The organism is Dermatophilus sp. B7861-1 (genome assembly GCF_058996045.1).
On sequence record NZ_CM180082.1, the window covers coordinates 2,548,347 to 2,564,980 of the forward strand.

Annotated in this window: 15 protein-coding genes; 5 read left to right on the forward strand and 10 right to left on the reverse strand. The window is 56.5% G+C overall.

What is annotated here, in order from left to right:
* Positions 1–160: 160 nt before the first annotated feature.
* A complete protein-coding gene (locus AC2T9U_RS11255; RefSeq protein ID WP_493696147.1) occupies positions 161–1,255 on the forward strand; it encodes a hypothetical protein in 1,095 nt (364 codons plus the stop codon).
* A gap of 71 nt (positions 1,256–1,326) precedes the next feature.
* On the opposite strand, the gene AC2T9U_RS11260 is transcribed toward AC2T9U_RS11255, so the two are convergent.
* Both AC2T9U_RS11260 and AC2T9U_RS11265 read right to left on the reverse strand, forming a co-directional pair.
* On the reverse strand, positions 1,327–1,779 hold the full coding sequence (locus tag AC2T9U_RS11260) for a pyrimidine dimer DNA glycosylase/endonuclease V (RefSeq protein WP_493696148.1): 453 nt from the start codon (positions 1,777–1,779) through the stop codon (positions 1,327–1,329).
* A 64-nt stretch (positions 1,780–1,843) separates the two neighbouring features.
* The gene (locus tag AC2T9U_RS11265) at positions 1,844–1,993 is read right to left on the reverse strand and encodes a hypothetical protein (RefSeq protein WP_493696149.1); all 150 of its coding nucleotides are present in this window, start codon (positions 1,991–1,993) and stop codon (positions 1,844–1,846) included.
* A gap of 9 nt (positions 1,994–2,002) precedes the next feature.
* Between AC2T9U_RS11265 and AC2T9U_RS11270 the strand changes: the two genes are divergently transcribed.
* Positions 2,003–3,037 (forward strand): CPBP family intramembrane glutamic endopeptidase, encoded by a 1,035-nt coding sequence (locus AC2T9U_RS11270; RefSeq protein WP_493696150.1) that lies wholly within the window; start codon positions 2,003–2,005, stop codon positions 3,035–3,037.
* A 177-nt stretch (positions 3,038–3,214) separates the two neighbouring features.
* Here the strand turns inward: AC2T9U_RS11270 and AC2T9U_RS11275 are convergent, their stop codons facing one another.
* Positions 3,215–4,903 (reverse strand): alpha/beta hydrolase, encoded by a 1,689-nt coding sequence (locus tag AC2T9U_RS11275; RefSeq protein ID WP_493696151.1) that lies wholly within the window; start codon positions 4,901–4,903, stop codon positions 3,215–3,217.
* A gap of 213 nt (positions 4,904–5,116) precedes the next feature.
* On the opposite strand from AC2T9U_RS11275, the gene AC2T9U_RS11280 reads away from it, so the two are divergent.
* A complete protein-coding gene (locus AC2T9U_RS11280) occupies positions 5,117–5,302 on the forward strand; it encodes a hypothetical protein (protein WP_493696152.1) in 186 nt (61 codons plus the stop codon).
* 69 nt (positions 5,303–5,371) lie between these two features.
* On the opposite strand, the gene AC2T9U_RS11285 is transcribed toward AC2T9U_RS11280, so the two are convergent.
* The 3 genes from AC2T9U_RS11285 to AC2T9U_RS11295 all read right to left on the reverse strand — a co-directional run bounded on the left by AC2T9U_RS11285 (position 5,372) and on the right by AC2T9U_RS11295 (position 10,839).
* Entirely contained in the window at positions 5,372–5,905 is a 534-nt protein-coding gene (locus AC2T9U_RS11285; RefSeq protein WP_493696153.1) for a DUF4352 domain-containing protein, read from the reverse strand.
* Positions 5,906–6,262: 357 nt separating this feature from the next.
* Positions 6,263–9,673: a bifunctional lysylphosphatidylglycerol synthetase/lysine--tRNA ligase LysX gene (gene lysX, locus AC2T9U_RS11290; protein ID WP_493696154.1), complete on the reverse strand. Its 3,411-nt coding sequence runs from the start codon at positions 9,671–9,673 to the stop codon at positions 6,263–6,265.
* Positions 9,674–9,681: 8 nt separating this feature from the next.
* The gene (locus AC2T9U_RS11295) at positions 9,682–10,839 is read right to left on the reverse strand and encodes an alpha/beta hydrolase (RefSeq protein ID WP_115032093.1); all 1,158 of its coding nucleotides are present in this window, start codon (positions 10,837–10,839) and stop codon (positions 9,682–9,684) included.
* A gap of 726 nt (positions 10,840–11,565) precedes the next feature.
* Here AC2T9U_RS11295 and AC2T9U_RS11300 point away from each other — a divergent pair.
* Positions 11,566–12,438 carry an alpha/beta fold hydrolase gene (locus tag AC2T9U_RS11300; protein WP_493696155.1) on the forward strand — a complete coding sequence of 291 codons (873 nt, stop codon included), beginning with the start codon at positions 11,566–11,568 and terminating at the stop codon, positions 12,436–12,438.
* Positions 12,439–12,510: 72 nt separating this feature from the next.
* On the opposite strand, the gene AC2T9U_RS11305 is transcribed toward AC2T9U_RS11300, so the two are convergent.
* Positions 12,511–12,945: a DUF6918 family protein gene (locus tag AC2T9U_RS11305; protein WP_493696156.1), complete on the reverse strand. Its 435-nt coding sequence runs from the start codon at positions 12,943–12,945 to the stop codon at positions 12,511–12,513.
* A 180-nt stretch (positions 12,946–13,125) separates the two neighbouring features.
* On the opposite strand from AC2T9U_RS11305, the gene AC2T9U_RS11310 reads away from it, so the two are divergent.
* Positions 13,126–14,499 (forward strand): YihY/virulence factor BrkB family protein, encoded by a 1,374-nt coding sequence (locus tag AC2T9U_RS11310; RefSeq protein WP_493696157.1) that lies wholly within the window; start codon positions 13,126–13,128, stop codon positions 14,497–14,499.
* A 37-nt stretch (positions 14,500–14,536) separates the two neighbouring features.
* Here the strand turns inward: AC2T9U_RS11310 and AC2T9U_RS11315 are convergent, their stop codons facing one another.
* The 3 genes from AC2T9U_RS11315 to AC2T9U_RS11325 all read right to left on the reverse strand — a co-directional run bounded on the left by AC2T9U_RS11315 (position 14,537) and on the right by AC2T9U_RS11325 (position 16,578).
* Entirely contained in the window at positions 14,537–15,136 is a 600-nt protein-coding gene (locus AC2T9U_RS11315; RefSeq protein ID WP_115032087.1) for a GNAT family N-acetyltransferase, read from the reverse strand.
* 70 nt (positions 15,137–15,206) lie between these two features.
* A complete protein-coding gene (locus AC2T9U_RS11320) occupies positions 15,207–15,653 on the reverse strand; it encodes a hypothetical protein (RefSeq protein ID WP_493696158.1) in 447 nt (148 codons plus the stop codon).
* Positions 15,598–16,578: an MFS transporter gene (locus AC2T9U_RS11325; RefSeq protein ID WP_493696159.1), complete on the reverse strand. Its 981-nt coding sequence runs from the start codon at positions 16,576–16,578 to the stop codon at positions 15,598–15,600. Before AC2T9U_RS11325 ends, AC2T9U_RS11320 begins: the two co-directional genes overlap by 56 nt.
* Positions 16,579–16,634 lie beyond the last annotated feature (56 nt).

A 16,634-nucleotide genomic window follows, 5' to 3' on the forward strand; every position in this document is an offset into this window, starting at 1 on the left:
CGTCCAATTGAAGAATCACGGAAGAAACTGTTGCCGAATGGCAACTCAAACTACGCCGAGCCAACTGCACACCATCCCCCACTACGCGACAGAATAAGTAGGGACGGCACACGCACCACAGCAAACAACGCAGCCGATACGGCAGGGGGTACCTCAACCGATGCGCGACGGTTCGACCACGACATCAGTAAACACACAACACCACACCACGTCTTCACCCAATCTCACCCGACAACTCGGCGCCCATCTCATCATCGGTTTCGCCATCATCGGACTCGCCACCGCCCTATCCAGCAGCCTCGGCGACAGCCCCCTTTCTCTCACCCCCACCGCAATCCTCATCACACTGGCCATTACCCGTTTGCCCCACAACACCTGGACCATCTCCCCTAGAGTCCACAGCGCCACAACCACCGCAGTCACCGCCACCGGACTCGCCCTCACCTGGGCGACCGCTCTAGGCGCCCACGCGGCCAGCTGGTCCAACACCACCGGCATCGCCACAGCTGTGATCGGTTGGCTCACCCTCATCGCTGCGAACTTCACCGCCTTAATCCGTACTTACATGCTCCTGGCAGCTACAACAATCATCACCGCTGCCGGAATCAGCGCAGCACTGTCCACTCCCCATGGCCTGTTCGACATCACTACCCAAATCGCTGCCGGCTTCACTTCACCAGCCTTCCCACCTGCTTTCCTTATCGCCGGTCTAGTTACCACCACCGCAACCATTTACGCGCTCACTCGCGATATCGACTTTCTTTGGCACCGATCAGACATGCGATCGCTAGCCGCCACATTCGCAGGCGCAGCAACCACTTCTCTAGGCGCAGTCGTATTGGTATCCACCCGCCAAACCACATGGACCGGCGAAGACAACGGCCTGCAATTCACTATCGCCGCTCTCATTGCTCTGCTATGCCCCGGTATCGCACTCCTCGTTATTGGGGCGCTGACCACACGTGACGGCAACCTTAAACCCACCGGCAGTATCCCGCTCGTTATCGGTCTACTTCTCATCGCAGTAGGTGGCTGGACTGGTTTCACCATCACCGGTCTGGGAGCTATCCCTGCACTACTACTTATTGTGCTGGCAACATTGTTCGGAATCGCTGCTGGCCTCGCTTTCGCTGCCGCAGTAGTGCGCGATGGCCACCGCCTACGTGCCCGTTTCAACGAAAGCCGTGAACGAGCTGAAGCTCGCGCCACCCAAACTGTGCGCCGTATTGCCTCAGCAGTACATGCCACTCCTTAACCCCTAGACGCCCCGCGTGGCCGGAATACAAAGTCGTGTTCGGGCCACGTGAGGTATCCAATCAGTGGAGATCAGATAACCTCCCACGGCTCAACACCCCCAGGAACAATAGTCAAACTCGCGTGAGCTGGAGGAACACCAGTAATCAAATCCAACCGCGGGAGCCACTGCAGATCACGGACAGCAACCTTGGCACGCAGATGCGCAAACTCATAGACAAGTTGCCCTTCCGTCACCGCAAACTTTGCAGAACGTGCCACCGACAATCGCGCTACCCCAACCTCACCAATCCGTGACCGGTCAAACCGATACCCGCGCGCATCGGCCTCGTCGGCTACACCATGCAAATACACAGCCACACTAGCCACCGGGTCAACCAATGCTTTAAACCGCTCCAATTGAGGATGATTGCGGTATCTCTTGGTCTCCCCCTGCAATACTTTCTGCGCCAATAACGTCTCCCGCCACAGCGCTACCAAAGCGGCTCTATCCAGCAGCGAGGGATGCAGACTCCAAATGCGCATATCGCACACCTTATCGACGGCAAAAGGCTCAAGGGTCGCCCCAATACTTCACAGCCCGAAGGATTCAAAACCTAGCTACGACGTGAGCCATCACCATCGAGTCATCACTCAACTCAGCAGCAATGTCATGGGACGCCACTGAGAGCACAATCACATCCCTAGCCTTTACGCCTACACCGAAAGAGCCATGCCACCAGGCGTTCCACTCAGCCACACTGATGCCATGTCTCTCATCTCCTTTCTCTCTTCGCGCCTCTCACCGCGCGAACCACAAACCCAACCACCGCAAAACCACACCACCACTGGAATCCGTTACCCACACATCCTGCGGCGCGCCACCACCCACTGGTGGAAAGGACCAGCAGCAATAGCAACCACCTTCGGCGGCGCCATACTGGCCGTCGCCGCCGTACGCTTCTCCCTACCCGCTCTCACCACAGCCGAACCCAACGGAACACCAACCCCAGCCGCAGCAGCAGCCCTCAACCTCGCTCTGGCTTCTTTCATCCCCATCTCCATCGGCGCTGTTGCCGCCGTGTACCGCATCAGCGGCGGATACCTGCACTCCATCAGCGGCCGAATGCGCTGGAAATGGCTAGCAACCGGCCTAGCCACCACCGTCCCTATCTGGCTTGTGGGAAATCTTGCCGAAACCGTCGTCACCGGTGAAAGCACCTTCTCCCCCGCGAAAGCGTGGGCCCTGCAAGTAGCCCTCACCCTCATCCTCACCCCCCTGCAAGCTGCCGGTGAGGAATACATCGTCCGAGGTCTGCTCGTCACGACAATTTCCAGCTACTTCAGTAACGCAAAAGTGGGTTTCTGCATAGCGGGGGCCATATCTACTTTTGTCTTCACCGCTCTCCACGGCTCATCACACCCCTGGGTTGTCGCCAACCTCGTTGGCATGTCCATCATGGCGCTTTACCTCGTATGGCACACCGGCGGTATCGAAGCCGCTATCGCCATCCACGTAGCCAACAACCTCTCCCTCATCCTGATCTCCATTTTCACCAACACTGTAGGAAAAGGACAGATCACAGCAGAAACCCAGGTCAGTTTCTGGTCAACCTTCTACGCGCTCGCCCTACTCGCCCTAGGGACCTTCCTGCTCCGCCGCTTTTTCGACCGAGAAGGACTTTCCGCCACTACACAGTCAGAGCCCGAACCCCGTTCTGCCATCGCAGCTACAGCTGAAACCGCACCCGAGAACACCGCAAAGACCACGCCGACACCAGAATCTGACTCCACTCACACGTAGCTCAGAAACAGGTTTTTATACCTGCTTCTAATTCCGTTTCGAGGCACACTCCCCGCCCCTAACTACATGGTGGCGAGATCGGTCAATATACCGATCTCGCCACCATTCGCTGTATTCAAGAGTGTTATCCCGAAAAGCAAAAAATGCGGATACAACGCATAACGCGAAATAACACCATCAATCCAATGGTGTGAACAAACGCTGATCTGGGCGGCATGTCATGTCTTTCTCCGGCAACTTTCCACTCATGAGATATTTATTACGTGCTTTCTCCGCACATTCACTTACATCAACTACTCCGTGCCCCCATGTCGGCACTGTGATCAAACGACTGTTTTTCACCAGCGAACGCACTGCTTTGGCACCTGAGTATGGGGTAGCTGGATCCTCCAACGTGCTCATTACCAGAATTCCACCGGCGGGAGAACTCGTGTATGGGCCTTTGTAGGCGTTAGCTCCCTTAAACTTCCAGCCGGAGCAGATCGAAGAATTCCATGTCCACAGCGGCCCGAATCCTGGCGCAACCTGTTCTGCGATTTTCGCTGCTGCTGGCCATGATTCAAAGGTAGAAGGGTTATTAGTCTCTGAGCATAGTACGCCCTCGAAACCAAAAGGCACGTCTAGACCCTCCTCTTTATCCGAGTCCGAAATCGGAGCAGGCGGATCATAAGAGATTAAGTCGCGCTTCATTCGACGCTCATGGTCCAGTAGCTTCCCGTAGTACTTAACTGACTTTTCTGAAGCTTTCTGAGCAGTTTTACCTGCCGATTGCGAGGAGGATTCTTTCACTTTCTCCACATCAGCTCGCAGCGAGGAGATAAAAGCCAAAAGATCAGGGATGGATTCTGTCCCATACAACATTGAAGTACTTGCGGCGAACAAATCTTGATAAGTGAAAGTCTTTGAACCGAAGGGGCCTTCAAGAACCACTGACTTTCCACGAAGCCGTGACGTCAGGTAATTCCAGTCATTACGAATCGTGTCGCTCTGCTCGCAGTCAGAACCAACTCGCTCACACTCAGAGATAGCCGACTTCATCGCCTGATGAGCGCCTACACCACTACGAATCCTGGTAGTCGACGGCACCTTTGAACCAACTTCAGAACCGCCCGTTGACCACTGCACTGGGTCCAGAACTCCGTCGATCACCATAGTTCGAACACGGTTTGGGAACATCGCGGCATACGTGTTCCCTAGCTGGGTCCCATACGAGATGCCGTAGTAGTTGATAACTTTCTGCCCCAAGGCTTCCCGAACTCGATCCATATCCCGAGCTACATCGGCAGTAGTCATGTAGGGGAGAATGCGAGTCTTACTATCTTCGCATGCCTTCCGCTTCTTTTCATCCTGCGCTTTTCTTTTTGCGATTTGTTCTGGAGAAATCGGATACGGCTCTCCTTCTTCAGCGATATCATTCGCTTTCATCTTGCATAAAGCAAGATCTGAACCACCGATTCCTCGGGGATCCACTCCCACGATGTCGAAGTTTTTACGGATGTCTCGCCCCATCTTGGAGGAAAACATTCCTACCGCCGAGACAGCAGAACCTCCCGGACCGCCAGGGTTCACAAACAAAACACCCAGTTTGTTTTTTTGATCGTCAGCAGGTCGACGACTAATCGCTAGATCAATAGTGCCTTTTTTCTCATCTTTATAGTCAAGGGGAACCGTTAGCTCACCACACTGCATACCTTTGTTACAGCGCTTCCACGCAATTTTCCCGGCATCACCCGCGAGCGTTTCCGTTGACGGCTTCGTTGTTTCCAACGCTCGCGCAGGTACCGGCGCCGCTGACATGCCACCGCTGAACAGCAGTAATGCCGCACCAGACGCAGCAGAAATACTGCGGAGTTTTCTACCAGACATGGAGGTTCGTCCTTCCGCTCATAGACGGACAGCCGCCTGGACCACCGTCTTGAATACATACACACATCAGTGAACACAGGCGTAGGACTTAAACCCGTTAAGGCACAGCTGTTTTGGCCATCTATTACAGAATTTACTTTTTGCCATCCCACATACCCGCTCGAACCTGCACCTCAAAGACCGATAAGAACAACACCAACCTAAGGAGGCCCCATGCAGCACAGTCACAACCAATCGCGCCCACACCCCAACCCCACCACGCCTGGCACTACCTCAGAAAAAACCCACGACATTGAAACAGCCATCGCAAACGCAAATAAAGACGTTGCCGTCACAGCAGAAGGAATCGGCAACATCTTGCGAGCATTCATGGCCGAAGACAACAAACGACAGAACTGACGACTCGAACTCAGAACACAACGAAATCTGTCCTAGGCAGCAGCCCACACCATCCGCATAACCCCGCTTTTATCTCAGCGGAACTTTGGCACCCACTCCTGAATGGCCACCCCGCAACGTAAGAACTGCAGGAGTTGAACCTGCAGGAATATCAAACGCAATCTGCGCAGTAGTAGTGCTGTTAGGCGCAATACCGGAGATGTACGCGTCATCCCACCCACTCAAAGAAGGCACCACGGATGCCTCATGAACAGCATTGTTAGCTGTTGTCAGACGTTGTCCAGCAACGTCGATAGTATTGGAATCTGTGCCTTTATTCGTGATGTCAACAGTCACAAGCACCCACGTTCCATGGGCTTTCTCAGCAGCGACGGTCTCCCCAATTGTTGAACCAGGAAGAGCAATAGACCGGATCCTGAAAGTCATATCGCCGTCTTTGAATGGTTTGCCAATAGAAGCAGTAGCAATCGTTGGTGTTACTTTTACCGGCGGCGGGGAAGCTGGCCCCGGAATCGAACTCATCAAAGAAATAGCAGCCACCGCAGCCAGACCACCAGCAAAAAGCGGAGCAACATAACGCTTACGCAAGTACCACGGCGACAATGCCGCCCTCCGTGCAGCCTCAGCCCGAACAGCAGAAGCAACCTCCTCGGCAGTCTGTTTCTGTTTTTTTGTGCGCGTGAGGCCTGAGAAGCCACTGACCGACGACGCGTACCGCCGGTTAGCGTGTCAGCAGCGGCAGGGCCAGGAGCATTCGGACGTTGGCGAGTGGACGAAGACATTGACACTCCAGGGCGGGAGGGGCAGCGCGAATTGACGCTCCTTCGTTGCATCGGTGTGTTGTCGTCCTTAATAAGTGGTTTTGCCCGCTGCATACTTTCCCGTTATCACACCGCAACGCCACACAGGGCGTTGCGGTGTGATGGATTACCTCACAGACAGAACTACATTCTGTGTCTGCTATTTCTGACGCGGACGCACAAACGGGAAACTGAGTACCTCGCGAATGTTGGATTCGGTGAGCATCATGACCAGCCGGTCCAGTCCAATACCGAGACCACCTGCTGGGGGCATTCCCACCTCGAGAGCTGCTAGGAAGTCTTCGTCAACCTCCATGGCCTCCACGTTGCCGGCAGCCGCTTTCAAGGACTGTTCAGTAAGACGGCGACGCTGTTCGATTGGGTCATTGAGTTCGGAGTAGGCCGTTCCAAGTTCAGCGCCCCGGATGACAAGGTCCCAACGCTCAACCAGGCCCGGAATCGACCGGTGCGGACCAGTCAGCGGAGAGGTTTCAACAGGGAAGTCCACATAGAACGTGGGATATACCGTTTCACCCTCGACCAGCTCTGCGTACAACTCCTCAAGAACTGCCCCAGGCCCCATGTCATTGGCTACAGCGACCTCATGCTTACGCGCCAGTGCAAGCAAAGTTTCTAGGTCGGTAGTGTGCGAGACGCGCTGACCAACCTTTTCGGAAACAGCATCGGCAACAGAAATAACTGGCCAGTCCCCGGAAATATCAACCGGGATAACGGTGCGGTTGCCGTTTTCATCTTCAGGACCCATCGGCAGTGGAATGACTTCGGCCCCATGCACAGCACGCGCAGCAGCTTGGATCACTCGTTGAGTGAGCAACCGCATTCCGTTGTAGTCCGAGAAAGGACGGTAGGCCTCCAAAACGGTGAATTCTGGGTTGTGCGTTAAATCGGCGCCTTCATTACGGAAGTTACGGCCAATTTCGAACACGGGCCCCATATCGCCTGCAAGAAGACGCTTGAGTGCAAGCTCTGGGGCGATACGCATGACTAGGTCAGTTCCATAGGCGTTGGAGAACGTCCGGAACGGTCGAGCAGTAGCGCCACCATTTGTGCTTTGCAGCATGGGCGTCTCGACTTCCAGGTATCCCTCTTCGAGCAGGACGGAGCGAACTGCTCCGATGGCCCGCGAGCGGGCACACAATTTAGCTGCGGCTTGGGGGTGAACAAGCAGGTCCATGGTTCGCGCACGGGCTCGCTGACCAGGATCTGTCAAACCGCCGTAAGGGACAGGGTGTAGCGCCTTGGCAGCGATGTCCCAAGAGCTGACGATGATCGAGGAGGTGCCGTTGCGGGAGGTTCCCATGTGACCTTGGAAGGAGAGCAGGTCTCCAGTATCGATGTTGCGACCAAACAGTTCGATCTGGTCAGCACCGAGAGTGTCGCGTTCGAGGATGGCTTGAGCCTGGACTCCGTTATCGATGAGGGTCACGAAGATGACTCCTCCGTGGCGTCGAACGCTGCGTACACGCGCGTGCACGTGCACCTCAGTACCGGTAGCAGGAGTCTGCGCGCTCAGTGTGGCCAAGGCTTCTCCGCCGGGGCGACCAACCGTGTAAGGGTTACGTCCTGCGGCGCAGAGCGCGTCGAGATGACGCATGCGGTGACGGGTGGAGTTGCTGCGCCGTGGTTCAACAGCTGCGACCTCGAAGGTGATCCGTTCAGCTTCGCTGGCTCGTTCGAGTTCGAAGGGGGTGAGCTGGTTGCCGACGCTGGTGTTGCGACCTGGCAGCGGCAGGAATCCTTCGGCGGCGCCGATGGCCAGAGCCACGGCGGGTAGTGCTGCGGCACCTTCGAAACAGACATACCTAGGCACCCATTCAGGCCGGTACCGGTCGTTGTTGCGGTAGAGGCTTTCGATCTGGGTGAAGCGGTCAACAAGGCCCAGCAGCCCAGATCCTGCCCGAGTAAACGGGGAGGCACCGAGCTCGTCTGCGTCCGCGAAAACTGACCGGGCGACAGCGAAGTTCAAAGAAACGTGAATAAGGCCGAGGGATTCGGCGCGGTCCATGAGTTCGGCGACCATGAGTTCGGTAACGCCGTTGGGCGCCTCAGGCGAACGACGCATGACGTCCAGTGACAGTCCGGTTCGTCCCCATGGGACTAGGGAAAGCATGCCGACGGGTTTGCCGTCTTTGGTGTGAGCCATGACAAGGACACAGCGTCCATCGGCAGGATCTCCGAGGCGTTCTAGAGCCATAGAGAAGCCACGTTCAGGCCCACCGATGCGCCAGGAGTCGGCGAGATGGATCATTTCGGCCATCTCAGCCTCAGTGAGATCGCTGTGGCGGCGGATGGTGACGGTCAGTCCGGCTCGGCGAGCGCGAGTAACGGCCTGCCGTACGGAGGTCATGGAGGTGGAGTCGAGAGTGAAGCGGTCAGGGTGAAGGATGGCTTCGTCACCGAGCGGGACAATGCCGAACCCTCGGGCAGCGAAGAAGCGACCTGCTTCGGCTCCAACGCTAGTGACAGCGGGAATCCAGCCGTATTCACGGCAGGATTCGAGCCAGTTGTCAACGGCAGACTTCCACGATGTGTGTTCACCGATGGGGTCACCAGAGGCCAGTGCAACAGATCCGACGACGCGGTAAGCCAAGACGGCTTTCTGATCATCGGAGAAGGAGTAGGAGCGGTCGCGGCGGGTGGCGAAGTAGCCCAGGGAGTCAGCTTGGCCGTGTTGGGCAAGGAGTTCACGGACCGCGACCTCACTCATGCCAGTCCAGTTCTGGGGTGAACCAGAGGAGCGCAAGAAGGCCCAGATAGCCAGAACGAAAGTAGCTGATAGGCAGATCTCGAGAAGAACGGGTACGCCGTGGCCGACGGTGTGGAGCACGTGCCGGTCAGCGACTCCGGCAACGCCCAGAGAGTTACGCACAACAGCACCGAAGGCGCGGAGAACGGAGCGTTCCTCTGCGGTGGCTTCCATGATGGCGAAAGCGATGCCGACAGAAATAAGCGAACCGCAGATGGCGATGAGTGAGGCACGGATGAAGGATCCGCGTTGAACACGAGCCGGGAATGCTGGACGGACCCACCACAGAATCACAGGGACGGTCAGACCGAAAATGATCGCAAGGCTGTCCACGAGGATGAGGCGCTCTGGTGATACCCGAATCGCCTCAGTGGGTGGGGAGAAAGTTCCGACGAGGACAGAAGCAAGCCGTTGAGCTGACCAGAGGAATCCAAGGATCTGGAAAGACGCAACGATGTACAAAGCCATGCGTTTACGCCGGAGAAGAGCACCGACAAGCAGAGCAAGCACCAGGATAGATACGAGGCTTGTGGTTGCAGGGATGTTGATGGTGCCGTAGACGATGCGCAGGGCAAATCCGCTAAGTCGCCCTCCGACGAAGTAGAACACCACTGTGAGGGCCAAGGTGGTGGCAAATACCGCGATGAGGACGCGGGCAGCGTTTTCTTGCGCGGGGGTGGCCTGGGCTCGTAGGCGGCGTCGATTGTTGTGTTTTTGTGTTTCTTCGGGTGTTAGCTGGTCAGCAGTGTTGTCTGCCGGGGACGCTTGGGATTCCGTGGTCGGGGTTGTGCGGGTGGTGCTCATGGAATCGGTCATTTCTTGAATGCCGGGGAGTGCTCAGCGAGCCATTCCAGAGATGCAGGCACGTGGGGTGTCCACACCGAGGTGTTGTGGCCGCCTTGGGAGAGCTTGGTTTCGGTGAAAGACGAGGGAGGCCGAACAGCTTTGGCGAATTCGGCGGTGCCGGCGAGGGCGAGGTTGTCACCTGCGCCGTAGAGCGTCCATAGGGCAACGGGGGGTGCGCTCTTTTTCTCGACGTTGATGAGGTCGTAGCGCTTCCATTGTTCGCTGCCGGGTTTGAAGGGTACGAAAGGCTGGTCGAACAGGGGTGCCCAGTAGCCACCTAGGGAGATGCCGGTAGCGAAGACATCGGGGTGAAGCATCGAGACCATGCTGGCGCAGTATCCGCCAGCAGAGAGGCCGTAAGCGGAGAAGGAGTCCCGGCCGGGGGTGACGCGGAAGGTGTTGTATGCCCATGCTGGGATGTCTTCGCTGATCCAGGTTTCGACGTTGCCACCGGCAGCGGAGTTGACGCATTCGTTGTCTTTACCACCGACGGCCCAGTGCGGGACCAACACAATGGAGGGTTTCATTTTTCCTTGTGCAACCAGGTCGGTGATGATTTTGTCGATCTGGACTACGTTGAAGTAGGCGTACGGTGCGGGTTTGATGCCGTGGAAGGCTTCAATGACGGGAAAGGTCGCGTTGGGGTCTTCGAAGTATTCCTTGGGGAACCAGACTGTGACCTTGCTGGTCACTCCGCTGCGTTGTCCTGCAACGGTGAAGTCTTGGAATCCTGCGCCGGAGTTAGTTTTGGTGGGCCGAGGAGAAAGGTTCACTGCTGGCCTGTTGCGAGCTCCGGTGATGAGGGGGCTGGAGGAGTGGTTGTTTCCTAGGGCTTGGGTGGCTGAGGCGCCGGTGGAGCTGCTGTTGGAGGTGGCGCTGCCTGGAAAGAAGTCAGCGATGGTGGAGTACCAGCCATATTCAGCGTTGATAGGTGCAGCGAGGGCGAGCGCAGCCAGGACGGTCACGACAACAAGAGAGATAACTCGAAGAATGACGCGAACGATGGTGTTGCGTGCCAGGGCCCCCCATTTAACGATCAAGGCGATGAATGCGACTATCGCGATGATCCGGATTACCCAGACCGCGGTGTCGCTGACGAGCGACACATTCATGAGCGAGTTCATGGACTCTCCTTGCTGATGGCCCCGCAGATCGCGTTGCAACGAGTATTCATGGTAGATCGGCAGTCTGCGACATAACTTGTGGGTTTAGCCTTACATCTCGCCGAATCGTGAGCATCTTGTGAAGCGCCTCGATCCATTGTGGCCGGTGGTTGTGGCGGTGGATGGCATCTGTGGTCTTAGCCAGGGTTGGGGTTGTTTTGGTGAGCTTCTGGATTTAACGGGTAGACGTGTCTGTGTGTGGTATTGGATGCAGATAGATATGTGCTTTTACGTGGGTATTTACAGGTGGCATTGACGAGGCGAGTTTGCTTACAAATTGAGGGATCTCACGCTATGGGAGGCGGCTTCGCCGTTTGCGAACATGTACCGTTTGGGAGTTTTGCGCTGATGCTCAGAATCAGTAGCTGTATTCGTTGGAGTGAACGACACAGTTTCTGCATGTTCACGGCCAGGTATGCGATTAAAAAATCAAGCTTTGCCGCAGTTGCAAGAGTCCATCACTGAGCGGGTTTCACAGGTCTCTAGGAAGATTCTTGATTCGCTGGAAGAAAAGCACAGCCATAGCGCCTTCAAAATTGTTACCCGTCCGTTACCGTGAGTGCGGTCACATCTGGAAAAGAACGCTGCTGCCTTCCGTGAAAAAGTCCAGGCATCACCAACCGACTGCTTGAGGACAGGATGCTTCCGTTACACAAGTTAATTCGCGTCACTTCTGGCCACATAGCCGTGCGCGACTTCGGAGGCGATCGTGGCATAGACCAACCAACGATCCTTCTTATCCACAATGTCTGCGACAACGCGCGGGCATGGGATCACATCGCTCCGGCACTCACCAGCTACGGACGTGTCCTAGCCCTAGACCTACGCGGACACGGACAAAGCACTGCCCCTTTACGAGAAACCGCAGAGTTCGCAACGGACCTGCACAGCATCGCCAACGCCACCGGAACCACATCTTTCGTACTCGTAGGGCACCTATGGGGCGGCGATATCGCCTTATGGTCCGCTCGGCTCGCACCTGAGATAGTCAGCGCCGCCTGTCTCATCGACGCCCCGATCTCACTACCTCCCGCCCCTTACGCCGAACTACTCGCCTTCATCAATGACCCTTTCGTGTTGTCTTCCATCGCACAACGGCTGCGACTAGACATCTACGGGCACGGCACAGCCTCCCTCAACCAGTTCGTCAACGCAGCAGCTACCGCACTCCAAAAAGACTGGATGTCCCCCACTGATCTGCGTGAAGAAGCACTCACCCAAGTACGACACAGCATCCGTTCTGGCCCAGAAAGCCTGTGGTTCCGCACCCCCACCCTCGAAACCCTCTACACCTACAGCCATTGCGCCTGCAGAGGCGAAGACATCAGCGCCATCGGTATGGACGCCCTAACAATCCCTATCTGGCTGCTACACCCTCACACCGGCCGTTTCTACAACGGCTACACCCATTTCCGCAGCATCGAAAACAAACGACCCACCTGGCAAGCTCGCGTCATTCAAGGCGGGTCCAACGGCAATGACCTGCGTGCCACCCCACTAACCCAAGCCATCTGCCATTTTCTTGACTCACTGCCCTACGGCCACGCCCTGACCCAATAATCCACTGGACACAGCAAACGACTGAGCCCTGCCATAGCAGAACTCAGCCGTCCACCTTATTCACCAGTTAATTCAGGCGGCATGCTTTTCAATCACACGCCCGATAGCAGGCAGAGCTTCAACAACATGAGACTTGGCCTTGGGCCGCACCGTGTTGTAGATCTTGGCCACCGCAGCGTTATTCGGACGAGCAGCCCTCTCATCCGTCACGGAGAGCAGAGCATCGGCAGCTTCACCCGAACGCGACAACAAGTAGTCGCCAAAGGGAACAGCGCCTTTCTCCTGCCACAACGGGTCCAACTTCTCTGCAGCATCCGGCAACATCCTGTCTACAGCCGTACGCACCAGATCCGGGCTCATCTTCTGCACAGCCTTGAAAGCCGTCTTAAACGCCATACCGGAGATACCGGACTTACCCGTCACTTCCTGCTCAATCGTGGAAACCACCTCAGCCACGACCTGGTCACGTCGAGACGAGTCACAAAGCACGTCGGAAAGTGCAGCCATCAAAACACCCTTTCGGAACGGGGATGTTTCTGTACAGAAACATCCAAAACACCCCTGCTAACGCAAGGGCCAAGGATCTTGACCTTATCCGCGCTCACAGCGTGGATGCCCCACGAAAGAACGCCACACACACCCCGCCCTGACAGGTCTCCCACGACTTGCTGACATACCGTGAACACCATGGCCGCAGCGAAGAGCACAGATGTGGACGAATCCGCCACATCACTCCCCCAAACCCCTGAAAAACCCTCCCCGATAAAAAAACTCATCGACTTCGTCATGGACTCACGGGCCATGCGGTCCATGAACCGGTACAACGCAGCAAAAGGCGCGATGCTCGCCGGTGGAATCGCCTACTCCGCCCTGTTTTCCATTGTCTCAGCCCTCACCATCGCCTGGACCTTTTTCATGGCCACCCTGGGCAACGATGCTGACCTACGCCGCCAAGTAATCCGTGCCGTCAACCAAGTACTTCCCAACATCCTCAAAGATGGCTCCGGCGCAGGGCTCATCGATCCAGACTCGCTGATCATGGACAGCGCTCTTAATCCCACCTCGATCATTGCTGCGGTGGTCTTGCTGTGGTCAGCAGTCAACATCATGACCTGCATCCGCACCTGTGTGCAGGCCATGTTCGGTATCGCCACTCCCGCCGAAAACATTGCCCTGCAAAAAGCCCGAGACCTCTTCGGGTTCATTGGCATGTCTTTTGGGATCGTGCTCTCTGCGCTCCTGGGCACCGCCGCGGGCACGATGGGCAAGACTTTCGCTGCTCTCATCGGCCTCGATGGTGTACCCCTCATCGCTACTGCCGCCCGTTTAGGTGGTTTACTCGTCGCTTCGGCAGTGGCAGCATGCACGTTCGCTTGCCTGTTTATCGTCACCGCGCATGTTCACGCCACCCGCAAAGATCTCTGGATGGGGTCCATCATCGGTGGGATCGTTGTCCAGATCGTCGTAACCCTGGGCACCTCCCTTGTATCTTCCGTCGGTAAAAACCCACTCTTGGCATCCGCGGCATCCATCGCCACGCTGCTGCTTTTTGTGAACCTGCTTGCGCGTGTGCTGCTTATGGTCGCGGCTTTCACCGCCAACCCACCTAACCCGGTGCTGCCGGAAACTCCTGAAGAAGTCCACTACCACGAGCATCCCAACCACGTCACTCTTTCCGTCCCCCGCACTTTGGAATGGCGGTACCAGAAAGCCACCGGTCAGATCGACGTCGACCCTGACCTCAACCCTGGCGTCAATCTACGTGGCGAGGCAGCCACCGGAACTGCCCGAATGCCTTACGACTCTCGCCCAGATGGCACTGCCATCCCGGCCGAACCAATGAGCGCAGAAAAACGAGCCTCCCTCGTTTCACAGGTCATCAAACTCGAAGAGCGCGTTGTCGCCCAGCGTGCTCGCCTGGGGCAACGTCCCCGTATCGAAATCGCTGAGAAAGATTACTGGGGCCGTCGCCTCATCATTGAAAAGCGCCGCGACGGCGAGCAGAACGCAGCATCAGCACAGACATATCGCTCTGTCTCTTCAGGAGGTAGCCAGTCCTGAAAGTTCCACGCTCAAAGGTAGGCACCCTCGATTGAGGTTATTGCTGCTGGTGTTTGTGCCGGTCACGCCATTCCTTGGCCAATAACGCGTACATCATCGTGTCCCGCCAGGTACCGTCACGGTGCAAACTTTCAGCAATGTAGTGGCCCTCACGCCGCATACCTAGCCGCTCCATGAGACGCCAGGATGCTTCGTTCTCCGCGAAGCATCCTGCTTCTACTCGACGTACACCCACTCCATCGAAAGCGATTGCGAGCAGTTCAGTAACTGCCTCTAATCCGTAGCCTTTTCCGTGCTCTTGCGGAATGATGAACCAGCCCAGCTCAGCACGGCTTTGACGGGCTTGTTCGACAATTTCTCGTTGCCCCCACGCATCTTTGACCTGACATCTCATTTCGCCAATGACACGCGAGCCAGCCCCAGAGTCACTCTCAAGGATGAGCGTGTTCTCAAGACCAAGACGAAACGCCTGCTGGAAGGCTTGGCGGTTATCAGGCTGGGAGGTCATCCAGCGCCCAACCTGCGGTATGGATCGCTGGGCAAAACTGGTGTCTGCATCAGCCATGGTGGCAGGTCGAATGGTTAAGCGTTGGGTACGTCGAGGCCAGTCCAATTCGCTGAAGCGGCGCGCGTTCATGAATTCAGCTTGCCTGCGCAAGGGTGAGTTTTTCATGCTTTTCAGTGGAGCTGATGCATCCCTAAAGAAATCAGGTAAGGGTTTTCTGCTCTTTCGGGACTGCCCAGGCTACGGAAATGACTGCTATTAGCAGGGCTACCACGTTTAGCAGTAAGGCAAGCATGGCGCCTTCTCGGTTGGCGAGGTTGTCCTGTCTACCGGCAAAATCAAGGAGATGAGTGATCCAGTCGGCGCCTTCTCCTCGATCACGAATGTTCAAATAGATAGCGCTGGTCAGGGCGAGCCCGAAGGCACCACCGATGGTGGAAGACATTTTGTATAGGCCTGACCCGGCTGCGCCCATTGCATCAGGCAGGGTGGCTAGCGCGGTATCGGTAGAAGGAGTGGCATAAATGCCGACGCCTATCCCGTAGAGGGAGAAACCGGCAATGGTGAGCCATATATAGGTGCTTTGCAGGGTGTTAGTCGGCAGCATCATGGCGACACCGACAGCAGCGATGACACAGCCGATGATCATCGCTGATCATCGCTGTGCGTGGCCCACAACGTTGGAGAAGTTTTTCGCCAAGGCGGATGAAAAGAATGAGGCCGATTGCGTAACCAATGGTCAGGTTTCCTACTTGGAGGGCGGTGAGGGTGCCTGCAGTTTGGAGAACGAGGGAAACGACGAGAACCATGCCAGCTGCTGTGCCGTTGAGGAGCATGTTGGAAATGAGGCAACCGGTGAAGGTGCGGTTGGTGAAGAGCTGGAAGTCGATGAACGGGTGGGTATTGTCGGGGAGGGTTTCGATGTAGACGAATGCGGTGGTGGACAGTACTGCGATGACGAGGAGGGTGAGAGCTGTACTGCTGGACCAGCCTATGTCTTCACCTTTAGTCATCCATATTTGCAGGGCGATCATTGCGATGGTGAAGACGAGTAGGCCAGCGCGGTCAGGTGAGGTGTGTCTGGGGTCGGCGGCACGGGTTTCAGGGCAGCGACGGATGACGAAATAAGAAACTGTGGAGAAAACAGCGGAGGTCAGGAAAATTGCTCTCCACCCCAAGATGGGGGTTTGTTCCATGAGGCCAGCCAGGAAAGAGGCTACTGAGGCTCCTCCCCAAGAACCGATAGACCAAAGAGAGACGGCGCGTTGGCGGGCGGGGCCGTGCCAGTACTGTTTCACAAGGGCCAGAGTCGCGGGCATGATGCAGGCGGCGGATAGCCCTTGAAGAGTGCGGGCAGTCAAGAGCAGAGGCAAGGTGAGCGGGTGGCTGTTGGGAGCTAGTGCAAGCATGAGCGACCCGGCTAAGCCCAAGGCGTTACCGGCCAGGGCGATACGCACACGTCCGTGTCGGTCGGCGAACCGGCCAATGATGACGATGGTGATGCCGCATACGAGCGCGGTCAAAGAGATGGCGATGCTGAGGGTGTTGCTGCTTAGTTGTAGGTCGGATTGCATCGATGGGGCGACGTTGTAGGTGGTTTGGGCGAAGAGCCAGTAGGTGAGAACGCCGC

What these genes read in the sequence shown, in the direction of transcription:
- AC2T9U_RS11255 (WP_493696147.1), top strand. Translation starts at nt 161, where the DNA reads ATGCGCGACGGTTCGACCACGACATCAGTAAACACACAACACCACACC.
- AC2T9U_RS11260 (WP_493696148.1), bottom strand. Translation starts at nt 1,779, where the DNA reads ATGCGCATTTGGAGTCTGCATCCCTCGCTGCTGGATAGAGCCGCTTTG.
- AC2T9U_RS11270 (WP_493696150.1), top strand. Translation starts at nt 2,003, where the DNA reads ATGTCTCTCATCTCCTTTCTCTCTTCGCGCCTCTCACCGCGCGAACCA.
- AC2T9U_RS11275 (WP_493696151.1), bottom strand. Translation starts at nt 4,903, where the DNA reads ATGTCTGGTAGAAAACTCCGCAGTATTTCTGCTGCGTCTGGTGCGGCA.
- AC2T9U_RS11280 (WP_493696152.1), top strand. Translation starts at nt 5,117, where the DNA reads ATGCAGCACAGTCACAACCAATCGCGCCCACACCCCAACCCCACCACG.
- lysX (WP_493696154.1), bottom strand. Translation starts at nt 9,673, where the DNA reads ATGAGCACCACCCGCACAACCCCGACCACGGAATCCCAAGCGTCCCCG.
- AC2T9U_RS11295 (WP_115032093.1), bottom strand. Translation starts at nt 10,839, where the DNA reads ATGAACTCGCTCATGAATGTGTCGCTCGTCAGCGACACCGCGGTCTGG.
- AC2T9U_RS11305 (WP_493696156.1), bottom strand. Translation starts at nt 12,945, where the DNA reads ATGGCTGCACTTTCCGACGTGCTTTGTGACTCGTCTCGACGTGACCAG.
- AC2T9U_RS11310 (WP_493696157.1), top strand. Translation starts at nt 13,126, where the DNA reads ATGGCCGCAGCGAAGAGCACAGATGTGGACGAATCCGCCACATCACTC.
- AC2T9U_RS11315 (WP_115032087.1), bottom strand. Translation starts at nt 15,136, where the DNA reads ATGAACGCGCGCCGCTTCAGCGAATTGGACTGGCCTCGACGTACCCAA.
- AC2T9U_RS11320 (WP_493696158.1), bottom strand. Translation starts at nt 15,653, where the DNA reads ATGATCATCGGCTGTGTCATCGCTGCTGTCGGTGTCGCCATGATGCTG.
- AC2T9U_RS11325 (WP_493696159.1), bottom strand. Translation starts at nt 16,578, where the DNA reads ATGCAATCCGACCTACAACTAAGCAGCAACACCCTCAGCATCGCCATC.